Origin of the sequence: Streptomyces kanamyceticus (genome assembly GCF_008704495.1) — a bacterium.
GTDB classification, from domain to species: Bacteria; Actinomycetota; Actinomycetes; order Streptomycetales; family Streptomycetaceae; genus Streptomyces; species Streptomyces kanamyceticus.
On the sequence record NZ_CP023699.1, the window covers coordinates 4,055,450 to 4,081,657 of the forward strand.

The 26,208-nt window shown below is 70.1% G+C and carries 19 protein-coding genes and 1 riboswitch; of the genes, 8 read left to right on the forward strand and 11 right to left on the reverse strand.

The genetic code is table 11. From position 1 onward, the window contains the following. Positions 1–6: 6 nt before the first annotated feature. Genes CP970_RS16665 through CP970_RS16675 form a run of 3 tightly spaced genes read right to left on the reverse strand, consistent with a single transcriptional unit; the run spans position 7 to position 4,918 of the window. Positions 7–1,176, reverse strand: a complete 1,170-nt coding sequence (locus tag CP970_RS16665) for a VWA domain-containing protein (RefSeq protein ID WP_150493486.1) — start codon at positions 1,174–1,176, stop codon at positions 7–9. Further along, complete coding sequence (locus tag CP970_RS16670) at positions 1,173–3,731, reverse strand: DUF5682 family protein (RefSeq protein WP_150493488.1); 2,559 nt, start codon at positions 3,729–3,731, stop codon at positions 1,173–1,175. Before CP970_RS16670 ends, CP970_RS16665 begins: the two co-directional genes overlap by 4 nt. Further along, a complete protein-coding gene (locus CP970_RS16675; RefSeq protein ID WP_224058474.1) occupies positions 3,728–4,918 on the reverse strand; it encodes an ATP-binding protein in 1,191 nt (396 codons plus the stop codon). The genes CP970_RS16670 and CP970_RS16675 overlap by 4 nt, the downstream gene beginning before the upstream one ends. 153 nt (positions 4,919–5,071) lie before the next feature. On the opposite strand from CP970_RS16675, the gene CP970_RS16680 reads away from it, so the two are divergent. Both CP970_RS16680 and CP970_RS16685 read left to right on the forward strand, forming a co-directional pair. Continuing rightward, the gene (locus tag CP970_RS16680) at positions 5,072–6,427 is read left to right on the forward strand and encodes an SWIM zinc finger family protein (RefSeq protein WP_055555817.1); all 1,356 of its coding nucleotides are present in this window, start codon (positions 5,072–5,074) and stop codon (positions 6,425–6,427) included. A 17-nt stretch (positions 6,428–6,444) separates the two neighbouring features. After that, positions 6,445–8,073 carry a DUF5691 domain-containing protein gene (locus CP970_RS16685; protein ID WP_055555819.1) on the forward strand — a complete coding sequence of 543 codons (1,629 nt, stop codon included), beginning with the start codon at positions 6,445–6,447 and terminating at the stop codon, positions 8,071–8,073. 328 nt (positions 8,074–8,401) lie between these two features. On the opposite strand, the gene CP970_RS16690 is transcribed toward CP970_RS16685, so the two are convergent. Beyond that, positions 8,402–8,818 carry a cobalamin B12-binding domain-containing protein gene (locus CP970_RS16690; protein ID WP_055556719.1) on the reverse strand — a complete coding sequence of 139 codons (417 nt, stop codon included), beginning with the start codon at positions 8,816–8,818 and terminating at the stop codon, positions 8,402–8,404. Positions 8,819–9,234: 416 nt separating this feature from the next. Here CP970_RS16690 and CP970_RS16695 point away from each other — a divergent pair, with 416 nt between their 5' ends. After that, positions 9,235–10,122, forward strand: coding sequence for a lipase family alpha/beta hydrolase (locus tag CP970_RS16695; RefSeq protein ID WP_224058475.1), 888 nt, complete (start codon positions 9,235–9,237; stop codon positions 10,120–10,122). A gap of 192 nt (positions 10,123–10,314) precedes the next feature. Next, entirely contained in the window at positions 10,315–11,871 is a 1,557-nt protein-coding gene (locus tag CP970_RS16700) for a M23 family metallopeptidase (RefSeq protein WP_055543939.1), read from the forward strand. Positions 11,872–11,962: 91 nt separating this feature from the next. Here CP970_RS16700 and pcrA read toward each other — a convergent pair whose 3' ends face one another. Beyond that, the gene (gene pcrA / locus CP970_RS16705; protein ID WP_055543938.1) at positions 11,963–14,512 is read right to left on the reverse strand and encodes a DNA helicase PcrA; all 2,550 of its coding nucleotides are present in this window, start codon (positions 14,510–14,512) and stop codon (positions 11,963–11,965) included. A gap of 243 nt (positions 14,513–14,755) precedes the next feature. Continuing rightward, positions 14,756–14,929, forward strand: a riboswitch (cyclic di-AMP (ydaO/yuaA leader). Between the two features lie 8 nt (positions 14,930–14,937). On the opposite strand from pcrA, the gene CP970_RS16710 reads away from it, so the two are divergent. Continuing rightward, the gene (locus CP970_RS16710) at positions 14,938–16,152 is read left to right on the forward strand and encodes a C40 family peptidase (RefSeq protein ID WP_055543937.1); all 1,215 of its coding nucleotides are present in this window, start codon (positions 14,938–14,940) and stop codon (positions 16,150–16,152) included. 72 nt (positions 16,153–16,224) lie between these two features. Here the strand turns inward: CP970_RS16710 and CP970_RS16715 are convergent, their stop codons facing one another. Beyond that, positions 16,225–16,578: a hypothetical protein gene (locus CP970_RS16715; protein WP_055543936.1), complete on the reverse strand. Its 354-nt coding sequence runs from the start codon at positions 16,576–16,578 to the stop codon at positions 16,225–16,227. A gap of 345 nt (positions 16,579–16,923) precedes the next feature. Here CP970_RS16715 and CP970_RS16720 point away from each other — a divergent pair, with 345 nt between their 5' ends. Further along, complete coding sequence (locus CP970_RS16720) at positions 16,924–17,973, forward strand: C40 family peptidase (protein ID WP_055543935.1); 1,050 nt, start codon at positions 16,924–16,926, stop codon at positions 17,971–17,973. Positions 17,974–18,051: 78 nt separating this feature from the next. Beyond that, entirely contained in the window at positions 18,052–18,693 is a 642-nt protein-coding gene (locus CP970_RS16725) for a hypothetical protein (protein ID WP_063805988.1), read from the forward strand. A gap of 64 nt (positions 18,694–18,757) precedes the next feature. On the opposite strand, the gene CP970_RS16730 is transcribed toward CP970_RS16725, so the two are convergent. From CP970_RS16730 to CP970_RS16750, 5 genes are all read right to left on the reverse strand, one after another. Further along, on the reverse strand, positions 18,758–19,525 hold the full coding sequence (locus CP970_RS16730) for a M48 family metallopeptidase (protein ID WP_055543933.1): 768 nt from the start codon (positions 19,523–19,525) through the stop codon (positions 18,758–18,760). Positions 19,526–19,560: 35 nt separating this feature from the next. Then, complete coding sequence (locus tag CP970_RS16735; protein WP_055543932.1) at positions 19,561–23,220, reverse strand: type I restriction endonuclease subunit R; 3,660 nt, start codon at positions 23,218–23,220, stop codon at positions 19,561–19,563. Between the two features lie 123 nt (positions 23,221–23,343). Continuing rightward, a complete protein-coding gene (locus CP970_RS16740; RefSeq protein WP_224058476.1) occupies positions 23,344–24,288 on the reverse strand; it encodes a MarR family transcriptional regulator in 945 nt (314 codons plus the stop codon). Positions 24,289–24,562: 274 nt separating this feature from the next. Beyond that, positions 24,563–24,811: a DUF397 domain-containing protein gene (locus CP970_RS16745; RefSeq protein WP_055553827.1), complete on the reverse strand. Its 249-nt coding sequence runs from the start codon at positions 24,809–24,811 to the stop codon at positions 24,563–24,565. Further along, positions 24,808–25,623 (reverse strand): helix-turn-helix domain-containing protein, encoded by an 816-nt coding sequence (locus CP970_RS16750; RefSeq protein WP_224058478.1) that lies wholly within the window; start codon positions 25,621–25,623, stop codon positions 24,808–24,810. The genes CP970_RS16745 and CP970_RS16750 overlap by 4 nt, the downstream gene beginning before the upstream one ends. Positions 25,624–25,756: 133 nt before the next feature. Here CP970_RS16750 and CP970_RS16755 point away from each other — a divergent pair, with 133 nt between their 5' ends. Beyond that, a complete protein-coding gene (locus CP970_RS16755) occupies positions 25,757–26,206 on the forward strand; it encodes an ATP-binding protein (RefSeq protein WP_079043895.1) in 450 nt (149 codons plus the stop codon). Positions 26,207–26,208: the final 2 nt, after the last annotated feature.

Here is a 26,208-nt window from a genome sequence, read left to right on the forward strand (position 1 = left end):
GCGTGTTCATGTCCGGTTCCCCGCTGTCGTATCCGGTATGGGAAGTGGGCGCCTTTCGATCGCCGCGGCCATCACGTCGGGGAAGAGGTCCGGTGTGCAGGCGAAGGCCGGTGCGTCGAGGGCGGCGAGCGCCGCCGCGTGCTCCCGGTCGTACGCGGGTGTCCCCTCGTCGGAGAGCGCGAGCAGCGTCACGAACTGCACCCCGGACGCCTTCATCGCCGCGACGCGCTTCAGCATCTCGTCGCGTATGCCCCCTTCGTAGAGATCGCTGATCAGGACGACGATCGTGTCCGCGGGCCGGGTGATCTGCGACTGGCAGTACGCGAGCGCCCGGTTGATGTCGGTCCCGCCCCCCAACTGCGTACCGAACAGCACGTCCACGGGGTCGTCGAGCTGGTCGGTCAGGTCGACGACGTTCGTGTCGAAGACGACGAGCCGCGTGTTGAGCGACCGCATGGAACCGAGCACGGCGCCGAACACCGAGGCGTAGACGACGGACGCGGCCATCGACCCCGACTGGTCGATGCAGAGGATGACCTCCTTCTTCACCGACTGGGACGCCCGCCCGTACCCGATCAGGCGCTCGGGGACGATCGTGCCGTGCTCCGGCAGGTAGTTCTTGAGGTTGGCCGCGATCGTGCGGTTCCAGTCGATGTCGTGGTGCCGGGGTCTGCTGACCCGCGCGCTGCGGTCGAGGGCGCCGGTGAGCGTGGCGCGGGTCCGCGTCTCGAGCCGCTTCTCCAGGTCCTCGACGACCTTGCGCACGACGGCACGCGCGGTCTCCTTGGTGGTCTCGGGCATGGCCTTGTTGAGCGAGAGCAGCGTCCCGACCAGGTGCACGTCGGCGTCGACGGCCTCCAGCATCTCGGGTTCGAGGAGCAGCGTGGAGAGCCCGAGCCTGTCGATGGCGTCGCGCTGCATGACCTGGACGACGGACGAGGGGAAGTACGTCCGGATGTCCCCGAGCCAGCGCGCCACGGACGGCGCGGATCCCCCGAGCCCCGCCGAACGTTCCCGCCCCCGGGCGTCCTTGGCGTCCCCTCCCCCGTACAGCGCGGTGAGCGCACCGTCCATCGCCGCGTCCTGCCCGGCGAGCCCGCACCCGGTGCCGTCCGCGTCACCCCCACCAAGCACAAGCCGCCACCGCCGCAACCGCTCGTCCACCACTCCGCTCATCGCCCCACCCCCGCAAGATCGCTGTGCCCGTCCACGCCGCCGCCCGCACCGGAGCCATCTCTGCCGGTGCCACCTACCTCGCTGCTCCCTGCTCGGTTTCCGCCCGCCCCGATGCCGTCCGCCTCCCTGCCGCCTCTCCCGGCGCGGGACAGCCGCCCCTCACCCGCACCGGCCCCGCCCCGTGCCCCACCCCCGAGCAACAACTCCACCACCGCCAACACGGCATCCGCACGCGCGGCGTCGAGCTCCGGGTCGAACCCGGGGATCCCTCCCGCGCCCGAGGCCACCGCACCGGCTCCCCCGCCGGGCCCACGCCGCACCAGCTCCCCCAACGTCCGTCGCACCCCTGGCTCGTACGCCGAGAACGTGCGCCGCAGCAGCGGCAGTACGTCGGTGAACGCGTCGTCGGAGACTCCGCTCAGCCAGTCGTCGACCAGCCCCAGCAGCCGCTCGTCGTGCACCAGCAGCATCCCGCCGCCGGACGCGCCCCCGACGAACCCCTCGATCCAGGCGGCGCCCTCGGCGGGCGCGCTGCCCCGGGAGAGCGCGAGCCCCATGAGCCGGGCGACGTCCTCGTCCCCCAACTCCCCGCCGTCCAGGAGCAGCCGCACGCACCGCCCCCGTACGACCCCGGCGACGGCCTCCCGCCGGGCGAGCTTCCGCAGCACGGAGTACCACCGGACGCGGATTCCCTGCGCGCCCCCCGCGGCCGACGCCGCACCGGCCGCCCCGCCCGCCGGACCGGTGTCCGACGGCGACGCCAGCTCACCCAGCAGCCCGACCGCCTGATGCACCGCGTCGACATGCCCCCGCATGGCCAGTGCCGCATCCGCGTCGAGCCCCGCGCACGCGGGCGGCAGGCCCACGAAGACCCGCTCGGCGAGCCCGAGGGCCACCGCGCCGAGCCCCCCGGCACCGGTCCCCCGCACGTCCCCGTACCGCAGCGAGCGCACCAGTGCGGGCAGCGCCTGCGCGAGGTGCCCGACGTCCGTGTCCAGTGCGGCCCGGTCCGCGAGGACCCGCATCACCACGGGCAGCGCGTCCGGCAACTCGGCCAGCAGGCACCGCTCCGCGAGCGCGGTGACATCGGCGAGGGCGACCGCCTCGACCGCGTCGGCCGACGCCCTGCCCGTGGCCGCGCCGAGCACCGTGGTCCCCCACACCCCCGCCTCCGCGACCCGCACGGAGAGCTCAGGATCCCAGCGCAGCCGCCAGGTCTCCCGGAACGTGCCCGTGCTCCCCCGGGACACGGCCGGATCGCCCCAGCCGATGCCGAGCAGCCGGAGCCGGTGCAGCAGGGTGCTGCGCGCGGCGTCGGTCTCCTTGCGCAGGTCGAGCTCCAACTGCCGCTCCAGCGCCTCCGGTTTGAGCCGCAACGTGCGCTGTATCCGCGTGAGGTCGCGCTGCAGCGGCACGGCGGGCGCCGCATCGGGCACCTCCCCCAGCACGTCCCCGACGACGAGCTTGTCGTGCACGAGCCCGAGCGGTACGTCGGAGCCCTCGCACATCACCGCCCGTACGGCATCGGTCGCCTCGGTGAGCCCGGCCAGCGGCCGCCCGCGCATCGCGGCGAGCGTGTCGGCGAGCCGTACCGCCTCGATGACGTGCGCGGACGACACCAGCCTGTCCTCGGCGCGCAGCAGCCCCGCGACCTTCGTCATCCAGCGCTCGACGGGCCGGTCGGGGGTGCCGAACAGATGCCCGTACCACCCTGGTGACGTGATTCCCGCGCCGTACCCACTGGTGCGGGCGAGCCTGCGATGCGTCCAGGGCACCCACGTCATCTCGGCCTTCACCTTGGGCAGCCCCTTGAGGAGCGCCCGGTCGGCGGCCACCGTGACCTTCCGCCGCAGCGCGGGAACGTGCCAGGCGCCGCACACCACGGCGACCCCGCCCGCCCCGAACTCCTTCCGCGCCGCGCGCACTTGGATCCGCATATAGGCCTCGCGCACCAGGTCGCGCGCGTGCCCGCCGTCCCCGTACGTCTCGCGCAGCGCCGTCATGGCGTCGCCCAGCGCCTCGAACGGTGCGAACGCGTCGCCGACGGGCCCCCGGTGCTCGACGACGTCCTCCCACCAGCGCTCGGGATCGTCGTACCCGGCGGTCTCGGCGAGCACGGCGATGGGATCGATCCGCACGTCACCCCGCCCCTCCGCGCCCCCTTCGCGCTCCCCCTTGCTCTCAGCCTCCCCCTCCCGCTCACCCTCGCGCTCCTCCTCGGCGCGCAAGGCGAGCGAGTGCGCCGCGGGAAGGTCGATGAACCGCACCGGCACGCCCTGCCCGAGGGCCCACCGGATGGCCACCCACTCCGGAGAGAACTCCGCGAGCGGCCAGAACGCCGAACGGCCGGGCTCGTCCACCACATGCGCGAGCAGCGCGACCGGCGGCCGCATCCCCTCGTCGGCGGCGAGCGCCACCAGGGCGTCGGCCTCGGGCGGTCCCTCGACGAGGACGACCTCGGGGCTCCCCTCGTCGAGCGCGGCCCGCACCGCACGCGCGGATCCCGGCCCGTGATGCCGCACCCCAAGCAGCAGCGGCTCCCGCGCCGTCGTCATGCGCTCACCTCGCGGCAGGCGCGGTAGAAGTCCTTCCAGCCGTCGCGCTCGCGCACGACCGCTTCGAGGTACTCCTGCCAGATCACGCGGTCCGCCGCCGGGTCGCGCACGACGGCGCCGAGGATGCCGGCCGCGACGTCACCGGGACGCAGCACGCCGTCTCCGAAGTGGGCCGCGAGCGCGAGTCCGTTGGTGACGACGGAGATCGCCTCGGCGGTCGACAGCGTGCCGCTGGGCGACTTCACCTTGGTACGCCCATCGGTGGTGACGCCGTCGCGCAGCTCGCGGAAGACGGTGACGACGCGTCGTATCTCGTCGAAACCCTCGGGCCCCGTGGGCAGTTCGAGCGAGCGGCCCAGCTGGTCGACGCGGCGCGCGACGATGTCGACCTCGGCCTCCGCGCTCTGCGGCAACGGCAGGACGACGGTGTTGAACCGGCGGCGCAGCGCGCTCGACAGGTCGTTGACGCCGCGGTCCCTGTCGTTGGCGGTGGCGATGAGGTTGAAGCCGCGTACGCCCTGCACCTCCTGCCCGAGCTCCGGGATCGGCAGGGTCTTCTCCGACAGGATCGTGATCAGCGTGTCCTGCACATCGGCGGGGATGCGGGTCAGCTCCTCGACCCGCGCCGTCATGCCCTCGGACATCGCGCGCATGACGGGGCTGGGCACGAGCGCGTCTCGACTGGGCCCGTGCGCGAGCAGCTGCGCGTAGTTCCAGCCGTACCGGATGGCCTCCTCGGGGGTACCCGCCGTGCCCTGCACGAGCAGGGTCGAGTCCCCGCTGACCGCGGCGGCCAGATGCTCGGACACCCAGGTCTTGGCGGTGCCGGGCACGCCGAGCAGGAGCAGGGCGCGGTCGGTGGCGAGCGTGGTGACGGCGACCTCGACGATGCGCCGCGGCCCCACGTACTTCGGCGTGATCACGGTCCCGTCGGGCAGCGTGCCGCCGAGCAGGTACGTCGCGACGGCCCACGGCGAGAGCTTCCACCGGGCGGGACGGGGCCGGTCGTCCTGCGCGTCGAGCGCGGCGAGTTCGTCGGCGAACGCGTGCTCGGCATGCGGCCGCAGAACCTCCGCGCCGCTCACGGAACCGGTCGCGGAATCGGGCACGGAATCGGTCGTGGACACGGTTGCGGACACGGGCCCGTTCGCGGTCGCGGACGTCGTCGAGTCGACGGAAACGGTCATGGAGCGATCCCCCTCCAGCTCGTCCGGGCACATCTGGCCCGGATGTGTCTCCACCGTGCACCACGCCACTGACAATCGCCCCGAGCAAGCCCATGACCTGCACAAACACTCGCCCTCCGGTCGATTGTCAGTGGCGGCACCTACCTTCGAGACATGACTCAGCAGGGGGTGCGCTGGACGGCGGATCAGGTGCTGGCACTGGCTCCTGATGCCCCGTCACGCAAGGCGGGCAGCAAACTCGGTGTCGCCGGCCCATGGTCGGAGGCGGGCAGTTCTGGCGAGGGGACGGTGTGGGGCCTGTGCAAGGGCAGTGGCAGCAAGCCGTATCAGACGGTCGTCGACATCACGGGCGCGGGCGACGCGGCGGGCCCGGCGTACAAATGCAGTTGTCCGAGCCGCAAGTTCCCGTGCAAGCACGCGCTCGGGCTGCTGCTCGTCTGGGCGGGCCAGGACGGCACCGTACCGGAGGGAGAGCCTCCGGCCTGGGCCGAAGAATGGCTGGCGGCACGCCGTAAAAGGACGACAGAGAAGAGGAGTTCACCCACACCCTCCACCCCCGCCGACCCCGAAGCGGCACAGCGCCGCGCGGAGAAGCGGGCGGAGCGGATCACGGCGGGCGTGACGGAGCTGGAGCAGCGCCTGTCGGACTTGCTGCGCGGCGGCACGGCGACGGCCGAGCAGACGGGGTACGGCCTGTGGGAGGAGACAGCCGCCCGCATGGTCGACGCGCAGGCCCCTGGACTGGCCGCGCGCGTACGGGAGTTGGGGGCGATCCCGTCATCGGGCCCGGGCTGGCCGGTCCGCCTCCTTGAGGAGTGCGCGCTCCTGCACCTCCTGGACCAGGGCTGGCTGCACCGCGAAGAGCTACCGGCCGAGCTGGCAGCCACGGTCCGCTCCCGCGTCGGCCTGCCCGCCCAGCCGCAGGGACCGCCGCTGCGGGACCACTGGCTCGTGCTCGCCCAGTACGACACGGCGGACAGCAAACTCACCACGCGCCGCATATGGATGTACGGCACGGAATCGGACCGCACGGCACTGCTCCTCTCCTACGGGGCGGCGGGCCGGGCCCCGTCGCTCGCGCTGCCGGTCGGCCTTGCGTTCGACGCCGAACTGTCGCCCTACCCGGGCGCGGTCCAACTCCGGGCGGACCTCGGCGAGCAGCTCACCGCCCCCGCCCCCACACCGCTGCGCCCACCGGGCGTCCGCGTATCCGAGGCGACAGCACGCTACGGAGAGGCCTTGCGGAAGGACCCATGGCTGGAGTCACACCCCGTGACGCTGGCCGAAGTCATCCCGACACGGTCCCAGGACACCTGGCAACTGACGGACCCCGAGGAGAACTTGGCACTCCCCCTCGCCCCGTCGGCCGCGTCCCGACCGGGCCTGTGGCGCCTGGTGGCGCTGTCCGGCGGCGCACCGCTCACGGTGTTCGGGGAGTGCGGCCACCGCGGCTTCACCCCCCTGGCGGCCTGGCCGAAGGACGCGGAAGGAGCGATCCCACTGTGCTGACATCTCAGGAGGCAAGGATGCCCGCGGAGGCAAGGACGCCCGCGCTCACGCCCTGGGAGGAGCTCGTCACCACGGCCCTCCTCGGCACGGACCGCCGCGCGCTCGCCACGCCCGGCAAGGAGGCACCGCGCACGCTGCTCGACGAGGCGGCGGCGCACACCGTACGCCGCAGGGCCGGTCTGCGCCCCGCCCCCGCGGCCGCACCGCCCGAGCCCGCGACGGACGACCCGAGGCCCCCGGTGCCTCCCGCGGCACGGCGCCGCCTGGCGACGCTCCTCACCGACCAGCCGGGCTCCGGCGGCAGCGGCAGACGGGGCGCGGCACCGGACCTGATGGAACTCCTGCCCCAGTGGCTCTCCCTGGCGAACGCGCGGGGCTACGGGGCGCCGCCCGAGCTGCTGCCCGCCCTGCTCAACGCGGCACGCGGCCGCACGGACCTGCGCCCCCAGGCGCTCACCTTCGCGGGCCCCCGGGCCCTGTGGCTGGCGCGCCTCAACCCGGACTGGAAGTTCGCGCTGCGCTCCACCCCGGGCGGCGGCATATCGCTTCCGGACCCCGACGACACGGCACAGGTCCGACAGCTCTGGGAGGAGGGCCTGTTCGCGGAACGAGTGGCCCTGCTCACCACCCTCAGGGAACACGACGCGCAAGCGGCCCGCGCCCTGCTGTCCGCCACCTGGCGGACGGAGCGCGCGGAGGACCGCCTGATGTTCCTCGACACCCTCCGCACGGGCCTCTCCGAAACGGACGAGCCCTTCCTGGAAGAGGCCCTCACCGACCGCAGCCGCAACGTCCGCGCCACGGCCGCCGAGCTGCTCTCCGCACTCCCCGCCTCGGCACTGGCCGCGCGGATGGCGGCCCGAGCGGCTTCCTGCGTGGCCGTGGACCACGTGGCGAGCACCCCGACACTGACCGTGGAAGCCCCGCACGAGTGCGACGCGGCCATGGAACGGGACGGCGTCCTCCCCAAGCCCCCCGCCGGCCGCGGTGAACGCTCCTGGTGGCTCGGCCAGTTGGTGGACTCGGCCCCGCTCACCAGCTGGCAGAGCCGCCTGGGCAACCGCACGCCCACCGAGATAGTGGCGCTCCCGGTGGCCGACGACTGGCGCGGCGAACTGCACGCGGCATGGTGCAGGGCGGCCGTACGACAGCGGGACGCGGCCTGGTCAAGGGCCCTGCTGGGCACTCCCGCGTCCCCTGACGCCGCGGGCCCGGGAGCGGTCTCCCTGGCCGAACGCGCCAAACTCCTGGCGTCCCTCCCCCCGCGGGAACGCGCCGACTGGGTGGCGGGTTTCATCGCCGCACACGGCCTCTCGGAAGCCTTCCAACTACTCGGAGTCTGCGCGACCCCCTGGGCGGAACCGCTGGGCCGCGCGGTGGTCGACTCCCTGAACATCGCCCGGGACGCGGGCAGTTACCCCTGGAGCTTCAGCGGAGTGATGGGCCTGGCGGAACGCTGCCTCGACCCCGCGGAGGCAGTACGCCTGGAGGCCCTCACGGCCATCCCCGACGAACCCGAGAACGCTTCCCCCGGCGCAGGCAGCTACTGGTCGGAAGCCTTCCAACGCCTGGTAACCACACTCCGCCTAAGAGCCGCGATCACCACAGAGCTAACCCCTGACAAGCCGCAACGGAACGGCAGCTGAGCGACCACGAACGCGCCCGAGGGGGACGGAACAGAACCCCCACCGGCCCGCACCGCGAGCGTTCCCGAGGGGACGCCCCACCCACCCGCAGTCGCGAGCGCGCCCGAGCAGGGGACGGAACGGAACCCCCACCGGCCCGCAGCCGCCCGCGCTCCTGAGGGGACGTGGGGGTATGTGCGAACGGAGCACAGTGGAGACCGAGGCAGGGAAGCAAGTCCTATTGGCTCCGGCCCCGGGATGGCGAGTACGCACATACCCCCGCGGCCCCGCCCCACAGCCGAACCCAAGGCGACACCAGCCCACCCGCCCCCCAAGGCGCCCCGCCAGCTCACGCCCCCGCAGGCTGCCGCACATTGGCCCGAACCCACTCGACGATCGACGTCGTAGTGGCCCCAGGCGTAAAGATCTCGGCGACACCCTTCTCCTTCAGCGGCGCGATGTCCGCCTCCGGAATGATCCCGCCCCCGAACACCTTGATGTCCGCCGCGTCCCGCTCCTGGAGAAGCTCGATGACGCGCGCGAACAACGTGTTGTGCGCCCCGGACAGGATGGAGAGACCGATCGCGTCGGCGTCCTCCTGGATCGCGGTGTCCACCACCTGCTCGGGCGTCTGGTGCAGCCCGGTGTAGATGACCTCCATACCGGCGTCCCGCAACGCCCGCGCGATCACCTTGGCCCCGCGATCGTGCCCGTCGAGCCCCGGCTTGGCGACCACAACGCGGATCGGACCGGCTGCCACACCCATCACTGCCTCCATGTCCCCACACCGCACGAACGGCGGGGCAAGTGAACGAACGTTATCCCCAGCATCGCGCACCCGGCAGTTTCGCGGTGGAGACCGAGGGGGAAATCACACGTTGGGACACGTTCGCTGCGCGTCGCTCCGTCATCCGGGAGCTCACGCTCCACATCCGGACCGGACCAGGCGCGAGGGGAGCCGCGACGAGATCGCCGGGCCACCACACCGGCAGCCGCACGGCGTGGTGGCCCGGCGCATCGGCGATGCACGGGGGCAAGGAGCGCACCGCTCGGGGGGCACAGGGCGCCACCCGCACGGAGGCCACGGAGAAGCCCTCCGCACGCCGACTCCTCGCCCACGACTCCCCCTAGGGCACACGGGGGACAGAGCCGTCCTCCCGTGCGCCAATCGGGAGGTCGACGATGCCGATGACAGGGGCCCACCCCTTTCGCCAACTCAGCGCGATCAGCCAGCTCGGCTGGCTGCTGCCAAAACTGGCGAAGGCGAAAAGGGTCAAAGGCATCTCCCTGGCCCTCCTCAAGGCGACCGCCCTGGAACTGACGATCCTCACGGGACACCTCCTCCTCTATCCCTCGGGCATGGCCCAGGAACGCAGGACGCCCCCGCTCCAGCCACCCCCGGACGCCCCCCGCCTCCCCCCGGACGCCAGGCCCCCGGTCCTGCTCCTGCACGGCTTCATCGACAACCGCTCCGTTTTCGTGCTGCTGCGCCGCGCCCTGGCCAAGGACGGCGGCCGCCGCGTGGAGTCCCTCAACTACTCGCCGCTCACCTGCGACATCCACACCGCCGCCGAATTGCTGGGCCGCCACATAGAGGAGCTCTGCGAGCGCACGGGCCACGCCAGGGTCGACATCGTGGGGCACAGCCTCGGCGGACTGATCGCCCGCTACTACGCGCAGCGCCTCGGCGGCGACGTACGCGTACGCACGCTGGTCACCCTCGGCACGCCGCACACCGGGACCCGCGTCGCGCCGCTCGCCGACGCGCACCCGATCGTCCGGCAGATGCGCCCCGGCTCAGCGGTGATCGAGGAACTGAAGGAACCGGCACCGGGCTGCCGCACGCACTTCGTGAGTTTCTGGAGCGATCTCGACCAGATCATGGACCCGCTGGAGACGGCCTGCGTCGACCACCCCGACCTGACCGCGCAGAACATCCGCGTCACCGGCATCGGCCACCTGGCGCTCCCGGTGCACCCCGCGGTCGCGAACGGCATCATCCAGGCGCTCGACCTGGCGCACCCGGGGACGGACGCCAAGGGCGCGCCCGGCGGGCTGACGGTCGCCTGACCCCGAAATCGCCGCGCAAACATCGAACGGACATCGAACGCAGGGCCAAAGCTGTGCCCACAGACCGCCGAAAGACGGCCGAATGCCCGTTTCCTGAGACCACGAAACCTGACGAAGATTGTCGCGCCCGTATACCGCCGGGTACAGTCGCCGCACTGCTCTGCCCCTGCTGCCGAGGCGAAAGAGAAGTTGGTGAACGACCGTCACCCGTCGGGGAGCTCGACTCCCCCGCCCTCGGCACCCGGCGCCGACTACGCGCACTACGCGACGTACGACCAGCACGGTGCCGCGCCCCATGGGCACGACGCCTACGCCACCGGCAGCTTCAGTACCGGGAGTTTCGACACCGGCAGCTTCGCCGCCGACCCGCTCTTCGGGGACATGCAGGGCGGCCAGAGCACGTACGACACGGGCCAGTGGGCGACCACCACCGGCACCCAGCAGACGCTCAACTACGACGCGTACGCGGCGCAGCACCACGCGGCCACGTACGACACCGGCGGCTACGACACCACCGGGATGTGGGCGACGGGCGGCTATCAGCAGCTCACCGACATCCCCTCGCAGCCGGGCCCCGAAGCCAGCGGCCAGTGGGACGCCACCGCCTGGAACCAGCCGCCGAGTACGGGCCAGTGGGACACGCAGACCTTCGAGACGGGTGCGTACGACGCGACCGCATGGAACTCGGCGGGCCAGACCTACGAGCCCCCCACACCCCACGCGCACCCCGAACCTCACACGCACCCCGAGCCGCACGAGCCGACGTCGTACGAGCCCACCGACTCCTACGAGCCGACGGGCACCTACGAACTCACCGACCCGTACGACCTCACCGCCGCCACGTACGAAGCCGACTCCCCTTACGGGACCGAGGCCGCGTACGAAGCCGAGGCCGCCTACGAAGCCGCGGCGGCCTACGGGGACGACGAGCCGCTCGATGACGAGACCCGCAGCGCCGAGGCCGGGACCCGCGCACCCCGCGGCGGCCGCGGATCGGGCGGCGGGGGCCGCTCGAGGACCCGCCGCCGCAGCCCGGCCAAGCGCTCCGCGCTCTTCACCGTCGCCGTACCGTCGGCCTGCGTGATGGGCGTCGCGGGTGTCGCCGCCGCGTCCGTGGGCAACTTCGGCGGGGACGAGAGCAAGGACACGACGGCGTCCGCCCCGGACCCCACGTCCGTGAAGCCGTCCGCCGCCAACAACAAGCTGGACACCCAGCTGGCGAACCTCTCCGCCGACGCGGGCGACTTCGCGGACCGCGCGAGCCGTACGCAGGAGCGCATCGACCTCAAGGCCCAGAAGGTGGCCGCCGAGAAGAAGGCGGTCGCGGAGGCCGCGCGCAAGGAGCGGTTGCGCCCCAAGTTCGCGCTGCCGGTGAAGCAGCACGGCCTGAGCGCGTACTACGGCCAGGCTGGCGTCAACTGGATGTCCGCGCACTCCGGCATCGACTTCCCCGTGTCGTACGGCACGGAGGTGCTCGCCGCGACCGACGGCACCGTGTCCACCAAGTGGAACAGCGCCTACGGCAACATGGCGATCGTGACCGCCAAGGACGGCACGGAGACGTGGTACTGCCACCTCTCCACGCACAAGATCTCCAGCGGCCCCGTGAAGGCGGGCGAGGCCATCGCCTTCTCCGGCAACTCGGGCAACTCCACAGGACCGCACCTGCACTTCGAGGTGCGTCCCGGCGGCGGCTCCGCGATCGACCCGCTGCCGTGGCTGCGCAGCCACGGCCTCGACCCGACGTAGGCAGCGAGCGCCGTCGTCCCGCGGGGTCAACCGACCCCACGGGACCACAGTCCGTAGATCCCCGAAGGCCCCTAGGGACCCCTAGGGGTCCCTAGAGCTTCTCCACCGGCGCGTACCTCAGCAGCAGCCGCTTCGGCTTGGGCTCTCCGAAGTCCACCGTCGCCTCGGCGTTCGCACCCGATCCCTTGACGCCGACCACGGTCCCGAGGCCGAACTGGTCGTGCGTGACCCGGTCGCCGATCGCGAGCGAGACCACCGGCTTCTCCGTGGCACGGCGCGTGGCGAATCCCTGCGCGCCCCCGGAGCGCGACCGCGCCGAGGACAGCGACGAGGCGATGCCACCGGCCGGACCTGACGAGCCAGACGACGCCGGGGCGCCGATGGAGCCCGTCCGCTTCCAGTCCAGGTGGGCGTCCGGGATCTCCTCCAGGAAGCGCGACGGCGGGTTGTACGAGGGCTGGCCCCAGGCGCTGCGCATCGAGGACCGCGTCAGATAGAGCCGCTCACGCGCGCGCGTAATGCCCACGTACGCAAGACGCCGCTCCTCCTCCAGCTCCTTGACCTGCCCCAGCGAGCGCATGTGCGGGAAGACGCCGTCCTCCATGCCGGTCAGGAACACCACGGGGAATTCGAGGCCCTTGGCGGTGTGCAGTGTCATCAAGGTGATGACTCCGGAGCCGTCGTCCTCCTCGTCCGGGATCTGGTCGGAGTCGGCGACGAGGGCGACGCGCTCCAGGAAGTCGGAGAGCGAACCGGCGGTCGCGGCACCAGCCGCGTCCTCCTCGCCCGCTGCTCCCTCTGCGTCCGCCGTGCCCTCGGCGCCCTCTGCGGCGTCAGCGGACTCAGCGGCCTGACCGCTCTCCTGCTCGAACTCCAGCGCCACAGCGGCGAGTTCCTGAAGGTTCTCGATGCGCGTCTCGTCCTGCGGGTCGGTGGACGCCTGCAACTCGGCGAGATAGCCGGTCCGTTCGAGCACGGCCTCCAGGACGACCGCAGGGCCCGCGCCGGACTCGACGATGGTCCGCAGCTCCTCCATCAGCGTGTTGAAACGCCTGACGGCGTTGGTCGACCGGGCCGCCATTCCGTACGCCTCGTCGACGCGGCGCAGCGCCTGCGGGAAGGAGATCTTCTCGCGCTGCGACAGCGCGTCGATCATCGCTTCCGCGCGGTCGCCGATGCCTCGCTTGGGAACGTTGAGGATGCGCCGCAGCGGCACCGCGTCCTCGGGGTTGGCGAGCACGCGCAGGTACGCGAGGACGTCCCTGACCTCCTTGCGCTCGTAGAAGCGCACGCCGCCGACGACCTTGTAGGGCAGGCCGACGCGGATGAAGATCTCTTCGAAGACACGGGACTGAGCGTTGGTGCGGTAGAAGATCGCGACGTCGCCGGCCTTCGCGTCGCCCGCGTCGGTGAGGCGGTCGATCTCGTCGGCGACGAACTGCGCCTCGTCGTGCTCGGTGTCGGCGACGTACCCCGTGATGCGCGCGCCCGCGCCCTGGTTGGTCCACAGGTTCTTCGGGCGGCGGCTCTCGTTCCGCTCGATGACCGCGTTCGCGGCGGTCAGGATCGTCTGCGTGGAGCGGTAGTTCTGCTCCAGGAGGATCGTCGTCGCGTCCGTGTAGTCCTCCTCGAACTGGAGGATGTTACGGATGGTGGCGCCGCGGAAGGCGTAGATGGACTGGTCCGCGTCACCCACCACGCAGAGCTCGCCGGGGTCGTCACCCTCGCCTCCGGAGGGACCGACCAGCTCGCGCACCAGGGCGTACTGCGCGTGGTTGGTGTCCTGGTACTCGTCGACCATGACGTGCCGGAAGCGGCGCCTGTAGTGCTCGGCGACGTCGGGGAAAGCGCGCAGGAGGTGGACCGTCGTCATGATCAGGTCGTCGAAGTCCAGTGCGTTCGCCTCGCGGAGGCGGGACTGGTACATCGCGTAGGCCTGGGCGAGGGTCTTCTCGAAGCCGTCGGCGGCCTGGGCTGCGAAGTCCTCCTCGTCGATCAGCTCGTTCTTCAGGTTCGAGACCTTGGCGCTGAAGGACTTCGGCGGGAACTTCTTCGGGTCGACGTCCAGGTCGCGACAGACCAGGGCCATCAGACGCTTGGAGTCCGCGGCGTCGTAGATCGAGAAGGAGGACGTGAAGCCCAGCTTCTTGTACTCGCGGCGCAGGATGCGGACGCAGGCGCTGTGGAACGTCGACACCCACATCGCGTTCGCCCGCGGTCCGACGAGCTGCTCGACGCGCTCCTTCATCTCGCCCGCGGCCTTGTTCGTGAAGGTGATCGCGAGGATCTGGCCGGGGTGCGCACCGCGCTCGGCGAGGAGGTACGCGATGCGGTGGGTCAGCACGCGGGTCTTGCCGGAACCGGCACCGGCGACGATGAGCAGCGGGGAGCCCGCGTGCACGACCGCCGCGCGCTGGTTCTCGTTGAGGCCGTCGAGAAGCGCCGCCGGGTCGATGACCGGGCGCGGGGCACCACCGCGGTAGTGCGCGTCCCGGGTCATGGGCGCGTCGAACTTCCCGTCGAACAGATCGTCCGGAATGGGCTCCGGAGTGGTGTCCTCGGGCGGCGGCGGGGGCTCTTCGTCCGCGGCCCGAGAGGGCTGCAGGTCCGCCAGGAAGCTGTCATCAAAGAGGCTGCTCATCGCCTCCCGAGTCTAGGCGGCCCCACTGACAACCCGCCCCGGGTTCCGGCCACCTCCCGCCGATGACGGTCCGCCCCGGGGCGATCACGCTCCGCTCCCGCGCGTCATGCCCACATCAGGAGCTTCGAAAAGTCACGAAAATGTATCGGGCATATCGAACATCAACCTTCACACGGGCCACACGAGTTGGCTAGCGTGCTGCGCGGGCCGCACGTCCCCCCACCGGCGAACCCCGCCGGGAACGGGTGGCCTACGCCGAGTCCGACATGCTCGGAGCCGGGGACCCACCAAGACCTTGGGGTGAATCGGTCCCGTACGGAGTACGAGGCAAGTACGAAGTACGGGGCTGTAGGGCAACCTTCCGGACCACCCGCCCGAACCCGACAGCTAACCCGGTAGGCGGTCTACGGAAGGAGTCGCCTCTCTTGGCGTCGCACCGCAAGCCGCGGACCCGGACAGCCGGAAAACGCACGGCCCCCGCCATCGGCATCACCACGGCCGCCCTCACCTCCGTGGCGCTCCTGTCACAGAGCGCGCAGGCGGCCCCCTCCGCGCCGACGAAGCCCAGCCTCGAAGAAGTGCAGAAGAAGGTCGACGACCTCTACCACCAGGCGGGCGTGGCCACCCAGAAGTACAACTCGTCCAAGGAGAAGACCGACAAGCAGCGCAAGAAGGTCGACCACCTCCTGGACGACGTGGCCAAGCGCACCGAGAAGCTGAACGCGGCCCGCCAGGAGCTCGGCTCCTTCGCCGCCGCGCAGTACCGCACCGGTGCCATCTCGCAGACGGCGACGATGATGCTCGCCAACGACCCGCAGGGCTACTTCGACCAGAACCACCTGTCGAACCGGCTCACCGAGCGCCAGAAGAAGGCGGTCGACGACTACCAGACCGAGCAGGCCTCGGCGACGAAGCAGCGCACGAAGGCGGCGAAGAGCCTCAAGACGCTGACCGACTCGCGCGACGACCTCAGGACGAGCAAGCGGACCGTCCAGAAGAAGCTGGGCGAGGCCCGCACGCTCCTGTCTGAGCTGACCGCCGAGGAGAAGGCCAGGCTCGCGGCGATCGAGCGCAAGAAGGAGCAGGCGGCCAAGCGCAAGGCCGACGAGCTGGCCCGCAAGCAGGTCGCGGAGGCGGAGCGCAAGCGCAAGGCGGAAGAGGCGGCGCAGAAGGAGAAGAACGAGGGCCAGGGCGAGGGCGAGGGCTCTGGTTCCGGCTCGGGCTCGGGCACCGGATCGGGCTCAGGTTCCGGCTCCGGCTCCGGCTCCGGGAGTACGGACGGCAGCTACGCCACCAAGGCCGCGAAGGTGATCGACTTCGCCGAGGCCCAGATCGGCAAGCCGTACGTCTGGGGCGCCACGGGCCCCGACTCCTACGACTGCTCCGGACTCACCCAGGACGCGTGGAAGGCCGCCGGGATCTCCCTGCCGCGCACCACGTGGGACCAGGTGAAGGTCGGCACGACGGTGAAGACGGCCGACGCCAAACCCGGTGACCTGGTCTTCTTCTACGACGACATCAGCCACGTCGGGATCTACATCGGCAACGGCAAGATGATCCACGCCCCGAAGCCGGGCGCGAACGTCCGCGTCGAGTCGATCTACTACATGCCGATCCACAGCGTGGTGCGCCCCGCGTGACGGCCTGACTACGCGCGCGTGGCCCGCATCCTCCAGGGGATGCGGGCCACGCGCGCGTAGAGAGCGGAAAACTCAGGTCCAGAGCACCGCGATGAAGATGTTCGCCACGGTCAGCAGACCCACCGCCCCGAACATCCCCTTGTCGACCTTCTCCTCGTCCCGCTTCACATAGACCAGCGCGAGGATCACGATCAGCACGGCCATCTTGATGCCGATCTTGAGGTTGTTGACCGGGTTGTCGTCCGCCTGGTTCAGGCCGACCAGGACGACACCGGTGACGAGCATGGTCAGCGCGCCGTGCAGCATCGCGGGGCTGAAGCGGGCGGTGCCCTGGCCCATCTGCTTCATCTGGGTCAGGAAGCCGCCCAGGAGCGAGGCGATGCCGATGATGTGCAGGCCGACGAAGAGATGGATGAGTACGTCCATGAGCCGGAGCCTAACCGGGGCCTGTTCCACCCCACACGGCCGGTCCCTTATCACCGTCACGCAGGCTGTCAGGGAACAAACGTCGCATCGGTCACAGAGCCACGCGAAGTGGATGTTAAAGAGTGATTTGCACGGTCACATTCAGTCACCGCGTCGCTCACATTTCTCAGTTACGTGCAATCCCTCACCAGGCCGTGACGGTCAGGTTTAGCGTCCTGGACCAGGTGACCGACTCCCCACCGCCGCCCGGACCCGGGGCGGCAGTCGGCCACCACCGCCGAGGAACCGGCGGCGGTCCGCTCCCCCTGTGCGGGCCGCCGCCGGACACGTAAGGAGCCTCTCTCCGTGTCAGCGCACCGCAAGCCCAAGCAGCGCTCGCTCAGCGGCAACACCGCCCGCACGGCCGTCACCATCGCCCTCGCGGGAGCCGCGTCGGCGACCGCGTTCGACGGCGTGGGCAACGCGGAACCCCGCCTCAGCCCCGCCGAGGTGAAGTCCAAGGTCGACTCGCTCTACCGCGAGGCGGAGATCGCCACCGAGAAGTACAACGGCGCGAAGGAGAAGGCCGAGAAGGCCGAGAAATCCCTCGGAGTGCTGCGCGACGAGGCGGCCCGCAAGACGGCGAAGCTCAACTCCGCCCGCGAAGAAGTCGGTTCGTACGCCACCGCCCAGTACCGCACCGGCGGCATCGACCCGACCGTGCAGCTGGCCCTCTCCTCCGACCCCGAACAGTTCCTCGACCGCGCCGCGCTCGCCGACCGGGCGGGCAACCGCCAAGCGGCGACCGTCAGCGGCATACACAAGCAGCTCCAGGAGATCGACCAGCTGCGCTCCGAGGCGGACGACCGCCTCGACGCCTTCCACAAGCGCCAGGCGGAGCTGAAGAAGCAGAAGAAGACGGTCACCGGAAAGCTCGACGAGGCCAAGCGGCTCCTCTCCCAGCTCACCGGCGAGCAGCGCGCCGCGCTGGCCCACCCCGACGGCGACCGCGCCACCCGCTCGGACGCCCGTGCCGCCGCCGTCGGCGGTTCGGCCAAGGCCCCCAACTCCCGCGCCGCGTCCGCCGTCTCGTACGCCTACAAGGCCATCGGCAGCCCCTACGTCTGGGGCGCCACAGGACCGAGCGCCTTCGACTGCTCGGGGCTCACCCAGGCCGCCTACCGCTCGGCGGGCGTCTCGCTGCCCCGCACCACCTACGCCCAGATCGCCGCGGGCGAACGGATTCCGCGCTCCGCGCTGCGCCCCGGTGACCTGGTGTTCTTCTACTCAGGCATCAGCCACGTCGGCATCTACGTGGGCAACGGCCAGATGATCCACGCCCCCAACCCGAGCGCTCCTGTACGGCTCGCGCCCATCGACCAGATGCCGTTCGCGGGCGCCACCCGCGTGGCGTGAAAGGGCCGTTGAGCCCCGGCCGATCCGGTCACCCGGTCGGCGCGATCCGGCCACGGAGCCGCAGGTAATGTCACGTCCATGCCTAGCCGTACGCTGCCGCCGCCCCCGCCACCCGTGCACCTGCGCACCTGGCCCGACCGGCAGACGTTGCTCACCGACCGCGGCATGGCTCTCGACGACTTGCGCAGGCGGTACTTGGGAGTGCACCGGCTCCTGCTGCTGTGGCTGTGCGGCTTCGGGGGCGTCGTCGGCTGTGCGCTCCTCACGCTGCCGCTGCAGTTCATCGACGACAAGGACCCCAGCGGCTTCCTGCTCGGCCCGGTCCTCATGGTGCTCGGCGTGGCGGTGCTCGCCCCCTCGGTGATCGGCGTCGTCCTCGGCCTCCGCCACGACCGTCGGCTACGGGAACTCACCGACGCCTGGCTCGCGTTGGACAGCCACCCGGCCACCGACGCCCGCCTGCGCTCTCCCGGCCTCAGCCTCTTCTGGCTGCTGTCCTCCCTCGCCGTCTGCGCGCTCGGCCTGTGGGCGTCCTTCGCCGCGGCCGCGTACGCCGAACCGGGACGCGACACCTACGCCGATGTCGCGCTCGGCATGGGCGCGGGCCTGGTCCTGTGGCTGACGGGCCTCATCGGCGGCGCGAAGGCCGCCCGCCACTACCGCTGGGCCCTGCGCAGGCTTGGCCCGGCCGCGTCGGTGGTCAACGCGGTACATCGCTGACCATGGCTGGGCCCTCAGCTGTCCGTGGGCACCTCTCCCTCTGGCCAAAGTCAGCCCACAGAGCTCAACGAAGTGCTGGTGTCTCACCTAGCCACAACCTACGACCGAGGTCGTCCAGCTCAGCCTTTCGCTGCTCACAATCAGGGATGGCACGCCGAAGCAAAGCCCAGTAATCCGCCCCGTGCCCAGAGACGCGAGCATGCGCCAGCTCATGGGCGATCACATAGTCGACAAGATGCGCGGGGAGCTGAAAGACAGCCCAGTGCAGCGCCATCTGCCCCCGCTCTCCCACGCCCGCTCGGTACGTGCCCCACCGATTGCCCACGTCCCGGACAGCCACATCAGGTTCGGGAACCTCCATGCGCGCGCCCCACGGCTGCAATCGGCCCTGTGCCCAGCGCAGCCCGGCTCTCCGGTACCAAGCGACCACCTCACGACGGGCCTGTCTCGGATTCCCGGCGATCGCCGCGTCCAGCCGCAGCCTCCCCGCGACGAGGCGGACGGGCGCTGCGTCGCTTTCGTCCACTAGGAGCAGCCGGTATTCGCGCCCCAGATAGAAGAAGCTCTCGCCGTCTCTGAAGGACCGCACCGGATGCGCCGGACGGTGTTCCTCCCGCAGCCGGAGCTTGTCGGCGATCCAGGCCTCGCTCTGTCTGACGAATTCCTCGGCCCGACCGAGCTCACAGTCCGGCGGAACACGGAGGGTCAGCGAGGCGTCCCTCTCGACGGTGAGGCCCAGCCGCTTACGCCGGGCACTCACCGTGACCAGGAGTCTCCTGCCGTTGACCATGACTGTCTGGCCGTCCGTCAAAGCGGTACGACCGATGTCCATGGCGTCAGAGAGTGGGAGGGCGGCTGGCACGCACCCTATTCTCCCCTCCCCTTCGCCCTGAAGGATGCGGCATGCCGCTGCGCATGCCCGGTGAGCGACTCAGACAGGTCGCGCAGCGCCCGCCGGTCCCGCTCCTTCGGTCGCAGGCCCTCCTCACGCAGGAGGTGCCAGATCCCGACCTGAAGATCGTCCAGGCTCGACTCGTTCCCGGACCACGAAGCGCTGGTGACATGGTCGGCAATCAGGGAAGTGAGATCTACCGTCACCCGGCGCAGGAATTCCACGTCAGGCACGTCGAACGCCGGGGACTCCGCCAGCAGGTCCGACACCTTCGTGTACAGCTGCTGTTCGACAGGCGTCAGGTCGGCGACAGCCGGATCAGCCTCCTCCGCCTTCCGCGCCCTGTCGATCAGTGGGCCGATCCGCACCTTGATCTCGTCCCAGCGCCCGTCGAACTCCTGAAGGATCTGCTCCAGCTCCTGTGACAGGGTCCGGTGGATGGGCCGCTCCCCGTTTTCCCGCCGCTCTTCCAAGTGGTAGCGGAGCGCCTGTACCTGTTCCGCCGCGGCTTCCTCCAGGTCTGGGATACGGTCCACGACCTCGTCGAAGTCGGGCGCGAGGATGGATACCGGCGCGATGACCTGTGTGATCTCAGGCAGAACCAGATGGTCGGCGACCATGGCCCGCACCTTGCGCCCGTACGCCCGCATGGAGAAGCCCCCGCGCTCGGCATCCCGGTAGTGCCTGCGCACCCGCTTCTGCAAGGCCGTCCAGTACCGCGCGTTCGCCACCTGCGCCAAGGCGCCCTCGTGCGGGAGTACGCGCTCCAACGCGCCCAGGAACACCCCGAGCTTCGCATCGAAGTCGGCGCGCGCCGCAGGGTCGTCCAACGCACGCATGCCACGCCCGAGCCCCCCGGGCGTATCGAGGCCCGTGATCCCCATGTCGGCGAGGAATCGCTCCATCTCGGCAGCGGCCGCCTGCATGTCCGGGACCTCACTCGCCAAGCTGCGCACCGTGCGGAGTGTGGGGCCGTCTCCCTTGTACGCGGGCAGCGTGACAGCAAGGTCGCTCAGTACGCCGTAGTAGTCGACGACCCGGCCCTCGTGCTTGTTGTGGCGTGGCCGATTCACCCGGGCGATGGCCTGCAACAACTCGGCGTCCTGGATGGGCCGGTCCAGGTACAGGGCCTGCTCGATGGGGGCGTCGAATCCGGTGAGGAGCATGGACTTGACGATGAGGAAGGCGACCGGCCGCCTCTCCTCGACGACGGGCACAGCCGCACCGCTCCACGGATTCATCGCGATCGTGCCGCCCGGCACCGGGTCGGGCTCGGGCTCGTGCGTCACCACCCAAGGGTTGTCCGGCGGCAGCTCCGGGAACGGCTCCAGGAACCGGTCGATGTTCTCCTGCTGCCGCAGCGGATCGGTCCACTCCCGCCACAGTCCCTGCTTCTGCTCGCTACCGGCGGAGATCACCGGTACGAAGTCGATGCGCCGCAGCACCTCCTGGTACTGCCACGCGCGGAGCAGCACCAAGTCGTCCCACGTGTAGTCCTTCAGGTCCTTGTGCCGAAGCGTCGCCGGGTCGAATTCACGTACACGGGCAAGAAGTTCGGCGCGGGCATCATTCAGCATGTGCCGGTAGAGCACGGCCGCACGCCGGCTCACCGCCGCCACCTGAGCCTTGAAGCCGCCGGTCAGCGGTCCGGTGACATAGTGCTCCAGCATGTCCACGGCCTTGGCCCGGATCATCGACACGGACTCGGCGACGGCACGGCTGGTGGGCTTCAGCTTGCCGCGGACACGGTCCTTCTGCTCCTCCCGCAGGCGCGCGATCAGATCCTCGAACTTCTGATTGAGCTCGGCCTTGTCGCGCACCTCGGCCGACCCGGTCCGCCCTTCGTAACGGACCGGCACGACGACCTTGTCCCGCTCCGCCTCGTCCATCAGGTACGAGTCGAGGAACTTGTCGTCGGGCTCAAGCCCGAAGATCCGCCCCGTGTCGGTGAGCCTGCCCTTCATGATCGGCGTACCCGTGAAGCCGATTCGGGCGGCGTTCGGCACCGCGTCCCGCAGGCACGCGTGCAGCACGGAGGTGTGCGACCGATGCGCCTCGTCCACGAGCACCAGGACACTCGCCGACGTACTGCACTCGGTGAACCGACGCCTGATCTCCTCGATGGCCGCGTCGTCCGGCGTGGGATCCGCGGCCTCCTCGGCGTTCCCGCCTTCCTCGATACGGGCCTGCGCGGCGGTGAACTCCTCGCTTGGGTCCCGCTCGTCACTGCTCGCGGTCTCGCCCACGACTCCAGGAATGCGCCCCAAATACTTCTGGATCATCGCGAAGATGACCGCGCGCCCGCCCGGCTTCCCGGCGCGTCCCAGCATGCCCTCCACGTCCGCCTGAGACGTGGCGACCCGCACCGCGCACCCGCTGACGCGCACCGCCGCCGACAGCTGTTGCTCCAGCTGCTTGCGGTCGGTGATGACGAGCACCGTGAAGCGGTTCAGCTCCGGATCCCGGCTGGTCTGGAGCCTGCGGGCGAGGAAGGCCATTGTCAGGCTCTTGCCGGAGCCCTGGGTGTGCCAGATGACACCACCGCGCTCATCGACTTCGGCAGCAGGGTCCTCCAGGGTGCGCCCGGTCCGCAGCTTCCGCACGATCTTCTCGACCGCCCGGTACTGCTGGTGCCGACAGACCGCCTTCACAGTGATCGGCGGTTCACCCTGTTTCGTCTTCACCGGAAGCTCGAAGACGTAGTGCCGGATGATATTCAGCAGGTTACGCGGCTTGAGGACGATCGCGACGAGCTTGTGCTGATCGGTCGGCGACTGCCCCGGCTCGACGAGCCGCTCTCCGTTCTCCCGCCGGACGGCCTGAAGGACACGGCCAAGCGCCTTCTCGTCCTCGTAGTCGGGGGTCACACTCCGCCAGGCGGCGAAGTGCTCCTCGCTGGACGTGATCGTGCCGAGAGCCGCCCCGCTGTCACCGGCAGCCGCGACAAGAAGCTGCACGGGAGCAAAGAACTCCGGTACGCCGCCAGGGCGTTCGTGCGGCTCCCTGGGATCGTCGTCGAGCGGCACCCCGGCGTAGGCCCGCAGATCGCGGACCGCAGAGCCGACCGGGTCCTTGCGGTCCGGGCTCTTGCACTCGACGACGGCGACCGGGATGCCGTTCACGAACAGCACGAGGTCGAGAACGGCTTCCGCCCCATCGGGAGTACGCACCCGCAACTGGTCGACGACCAGGAACTCGTTGCGCCGCAGGATCTCGTCGTCCCCGACCCCCTCCAACTCCCAGTCAATGTACTGGACATGGACGGTCCGGCCCTGGTGGTGCACTTCGTGACCGGTGGCCGGGGTGCCGCTCAGGAGCAGACTGGTTACATGGCTGTTGACGTCCTTGAGGGACGTGGTGGCGACATTGCGTGCGGCTCGGCTCAGGTCGTCGATGGCGGCGTCGGCGTCGGCGCCATCCATCCAGGTCTCGCCAGTGCCCGCGACGCGGTTGAGGCGCTGGACGGCGCGGCGGAGGCGCTTGGTGAGCAGTACGTCGCTGTAGGCGCGCTCGTCGCCCTCCGGGGCGGACTTCTCACTGAGGTCCGGTCCGTGGATGTGCTGCCACCCCATCGACTTCAGCTGGTCGATGATCGGGTGCTCCACCTCGTCGAGCTCGGCCGTGCCGCGTTGCATGTGCTGGCGCCTTTCCCGCGTTTCCCGTCCGTCGATGCGCTCCAGGCGCTACGGCAGTGGCCGCTTTCGACCGTTGTTCTATTCTGCGCGAATCGTGACGGATGCGGGGTGGAAAATCGCGGTTCAGGGCAGCCGAGTTCCGGCCAGGCGGGGTGGCTGGAGTGTGTCGTGGCGGGTGGTGAGGGTGGCGCGCAGGATTGCCGCGTGACGGTGTACGTCGATGGTGTCGGCGCCGTCGACGACGCCAGGGAGCGTCGACCCCTCGGTGCACGCCCTGCACAGGCCCTGCGGCAGGGCCTCGGAGCGTCCGGGGACACCGCATGCGGTGCACTCCAGGATGACGCGGGGTACGCGTCCTGCGGGGGCTTCCTGCTCCGGCTCGGGTGGCAGCTTGTCACGGAGCCTGCGGGCGACGAAGCCGCAGGGCGAGTGGACGGATTCCGGGAGGCCGGAGGTGAGGGCACTGGTGAGCTGGGCGCCGGTGGCTCCTCGGGCGAACCATTCGGAGACGAGGGGTTCGAGGGTGGCGCAGTCGGCGGCGGAGAGGGTCAAGCGGGGTTCGGTGCGGCCGAGTTGGGCGAGGACTCGGTAGGCGGTTGAGGTGTGAGACCGGCGCTGCGGCTGGGGTTCACCGCTCGCGTCCGCGGCTGGCTGCTCGGGCTTGGGTTGTACGTCTCGTACGCCAATGGGGGCGCCGCCCTCGGACACTGCGTCACCGGCGAGGAAGCAGGCCCACCATTCGCTGTCACGTGCGGTGCGGGACCAGTGGGTACGGAAAATCCAGCGGGTGCCGTTGTCGCCGGTCGCGGCAAGGCACCGGACACGGCGCAGATGTCCGGCGCGGGAGAGTTCGTTGAGGGCGGTGCGGACGGCCTGCTGCCCATAGAGGGGCGAGGCCTTGGCGAGGGTCTTGGCGTCCATGGCGGCGCCGTCCGGGAGCCGGTCGATGAGGGTGGCTAGGTGGCTCTCGCGGGGCGGGAGGTGACCGAACGGGCTGGAGTCGGCGGGGCGGCGAGGTCCTTCAGCAGGGGCCGAGACGGAGCGTTTGCCGTAGCCGGGGTTGGCCATGGGGTGTGCGGGGGCGGGCAGGGCGGCGTTAGAATTTTCGCAAGCCACGAGATCGCTCGATTCGATCTTTGGGTGAGACCCCGGCCGGTGCTGGTAACACCTGTCGGGGTTGTTTATTGCTGCGAACGCTAGAGGGTGGCGACGCGGTGTGGCAAGTCGGTCACGAAAAGTGATGTGCAGTGCGTGCGGGAGCAGTTGGGGCGGGAGGGCGGGTTAAACCCACCACCCATTCCTTACAAAAGGAGCTCGGATCTTGGCGCCCGAAGCTCGGGGCTCAGGCGCCGTGCGACGCGTACGAGATGAAGGCGGCCCAGGCGCCGGCGGGGACGGCGAAGCGGGGGCTTCGGGGGCCGAGCTTCGAGTCTCGGACGTGGATGACGTGGAGGCAGATGGGAGCTTCGAGGCAGTCGCCACCCTGGCCATCGCTGTGGCTGGACTTGCACCAGTCAAGGGCGACTTCGAGGCAGTCGCCACCCTCGGTGTTGCTGTAGCTGGACTTGAACCACGCCAGCCCCTCGCTCATAGCTCCTCCGCCACCTTCCTGATGAACCGAGCCGATTGCTCGGCATTGAGGGATTGCATGCGGATCATGCCATGGCGCTGAGTAAGCAGGGCGACCTTATCCGGCTCGGAATGGAGAACTCCGGTCGACTGCCCCTCCTCGTACGCAAGGTTCTCGTGGTCAGGCGTCTCCAATAGCACGAGGGGACCGTTCAGTCCCGTATGCGCACCCTGGCCAACTGGAAGCACTTGGACGGAAACATTGCGGAGGGCTCCCATGTTGTGCAAATGGTTCAACTGCTCGCGCATGCAGTCGCAACCACCAACGGGCTCATGCAAAGCGGCCTCGTAGATCACGAACCCAAAGAGGACCGTGGGGCAGCGCACCAACCTTTCCTGCCGCTCCAGTCGACCAGCCACTCGAGCCTCGATCGTCTCGTCGTCCAGGGGAGGGCAGTTCGCGCCGAGCAGTGCCCGCATGTAGCTCTCAGTCTGCAACTGCCCTGGAACAAAGAGCGGTTGGTACGAGTGCAGAGCCGAGGCTCGGGACTCAGCCTCGGCGTAGTCCTTGGAGTACGAAGGGAACCTGTCCGGCTTGAGGTAATCCTGCGCTGCCAGCAGGAGTCCGTGCGCTTCGAACAACTCGTCAGCGACCTGGAGCAGCCTCAGTGTCGGCTTCCGCCTCCCTTGCTCCATGGACTTTACGTACTCGTAGTCATACCCGGCCTCGATGGCCAGCGCCTCGCGAGTGAAGCCAGCACGCGTGCGCCAGAGCTTGATCTGATTCCCGCAGTACCGCCACGTCATGGGCGGCTCAGAACTTGTGGCGCTCACCGCATCCACCTCCCGGGTCCACGGCGGGTACAACCACCCTCTGTACCCGCGCCGCTACTCCTGAGGCTACGCGCGAGCCACGACCGTGAACTCGGCAAACGACGAAAGCTCACACGCAAGGACCGAACCACGCATGCCGACGCAGACCGGCTCCACCCCACAGCCCACCGCGCCCGCGCTCCCGCAGGAGATCGAATGGCGCCTGCCCCGTCACGCCCGAAGCGTGAGCAAGGCCCGAACGCTCCTTACGGAGCAGGCCACTTCATGGAAGCTCCCGGACGACCTGACGGAGACGGCGGTACTCCTCCTGAGCGAGCTGATGACAAACGCGTACCGCCACGCAAAGACCTCTCCGGGCCGCGAGATCTGGGCTCGCTGCGTACTGACGGAAGACCACCTCCACATCTCGGTCACGGACGCGAACGACACGCTTCCGACTCCGCGTCGGGCTTCACCAGAGGACGAATCGGGCCGAGGCCTGGCGTTGGTGACGATGCTGGCGGATGCCTGGGACGCGGAACTACGCGAGGGCGGCATCGGCAAGACAGTCTGGTTCGAGCTGCACTTGACGCCGCCAACGTAGCT

Excerpts from the sequence above, each read along its gene's own strand:
- CP970_RS16665 (WP_150493486.1), bottom strand. The coding sequence starts at position 1,176 with ATGAGCGGAGTGGTGGACGAGCGGTTGCGGCGGTGGCGGCTTGTGCTT.
- CP970_RS16670 (WP_150493488.1), bottom strand. The coding sequence starts at position 3,731 with ATGACGACGGCGCGGGAGCCGCTGCTGCTTGGGGTGCGGCATCACGGG.
- CP970_RS16675 (WP_224058474.1), bottom strand. The coding sequence starts at position 4,918 with ATGACCGTTTCCGTCGACTCGACGACGTCCGCGACCGCGAACGGGCCC.
- CP970_RS16680 (WP_055555817.1), top strand. The coding sequence starts at position 5,072 with ATGACTCAGCAGGGGGTGCGCTGGACGGCGGATCAGGTGCTGGCACTG.
- CP970_RS16685 (WP_055555819.1), top strand. The coding sequence starts at position 6,445 with ATGCCCGCGGAGGCAAGGACGCCCGCGCTCACGCCCTGGGAGGAGCTC.
- CP970_RS16690 (WP_055556719.1), bottom strand. The coding sequence starts at position 8,818 with ATGGGTGTGGCAGCCGGTCCGATCCGCGTTGTGGTCGCCAAGCCGGGG.
- CP970_RS16695 (WP_224058475.1), top strand. The coding sequence starts at position 9,235 with ATGCCGATGACAGGGGCCCACCCCTTTCGCCAACTCAGCGCGATCAGC.
- pcrA (WP_055543938.1), bottom strand. The coding sequence starts at position 14,512 with ATGAGCAGCCTCTTTGATGACAGCTTCCTGGCGGACCTGCAGCCCTCT.
- CP970_RS16715 (WP_055543936.1), bottom strand. The coding sequence starts at position 16,578 with ATGGACGTACTCATCCATCTCTTCGTCGGCCTGCACATCATCGGCATC.
- CP970_RS16725 (WP_063805988.1), top strand. The coding sequence starts at position 18,052 with ATGCCTAGCCGTACGCTGCCGCCGCCCCCGCCACCCGTGCACCTGCGC.
- CP970_RS16730 (WP_055543933.1), bottom strand. The coding sequence starts at position 19,525 with ATGGACATCGGTCGTACCGCTTTGACGGACGGCCAGACAGTCATGGTC.
- CP970_RS16735 (WP_055543932.1), bottom strand. The coding sequence starts at position 23,220 with ATGCAACGCGGCACGGCCGAGCTCGACGAGGTGGAGCACCCGATCATC.
- CP970_RS16740 (WP_224058476.1), bottom strand. The coding sequence starts at position 24,288 with ATGGCCAACCCCGGCTACGGCAAACGCTCCGTCTCGGCCCCTGCTGAA.
- CP970_RS16745 (WP_055553827.1), bottom strand. The coding sequence starts at position 24,811 with ATGAGCGAGGGGCTGGCGTGGTTCAAGTCCAGCTACAGCAACACCGAG.
- CP970_RS16755 (WP_079043895.1), top strand. The coding sequence starts at position 25,757 with ATGCCGACGCAGACCGGCTCCACCCCACAGCCCACCGCGCCCGCGCTC.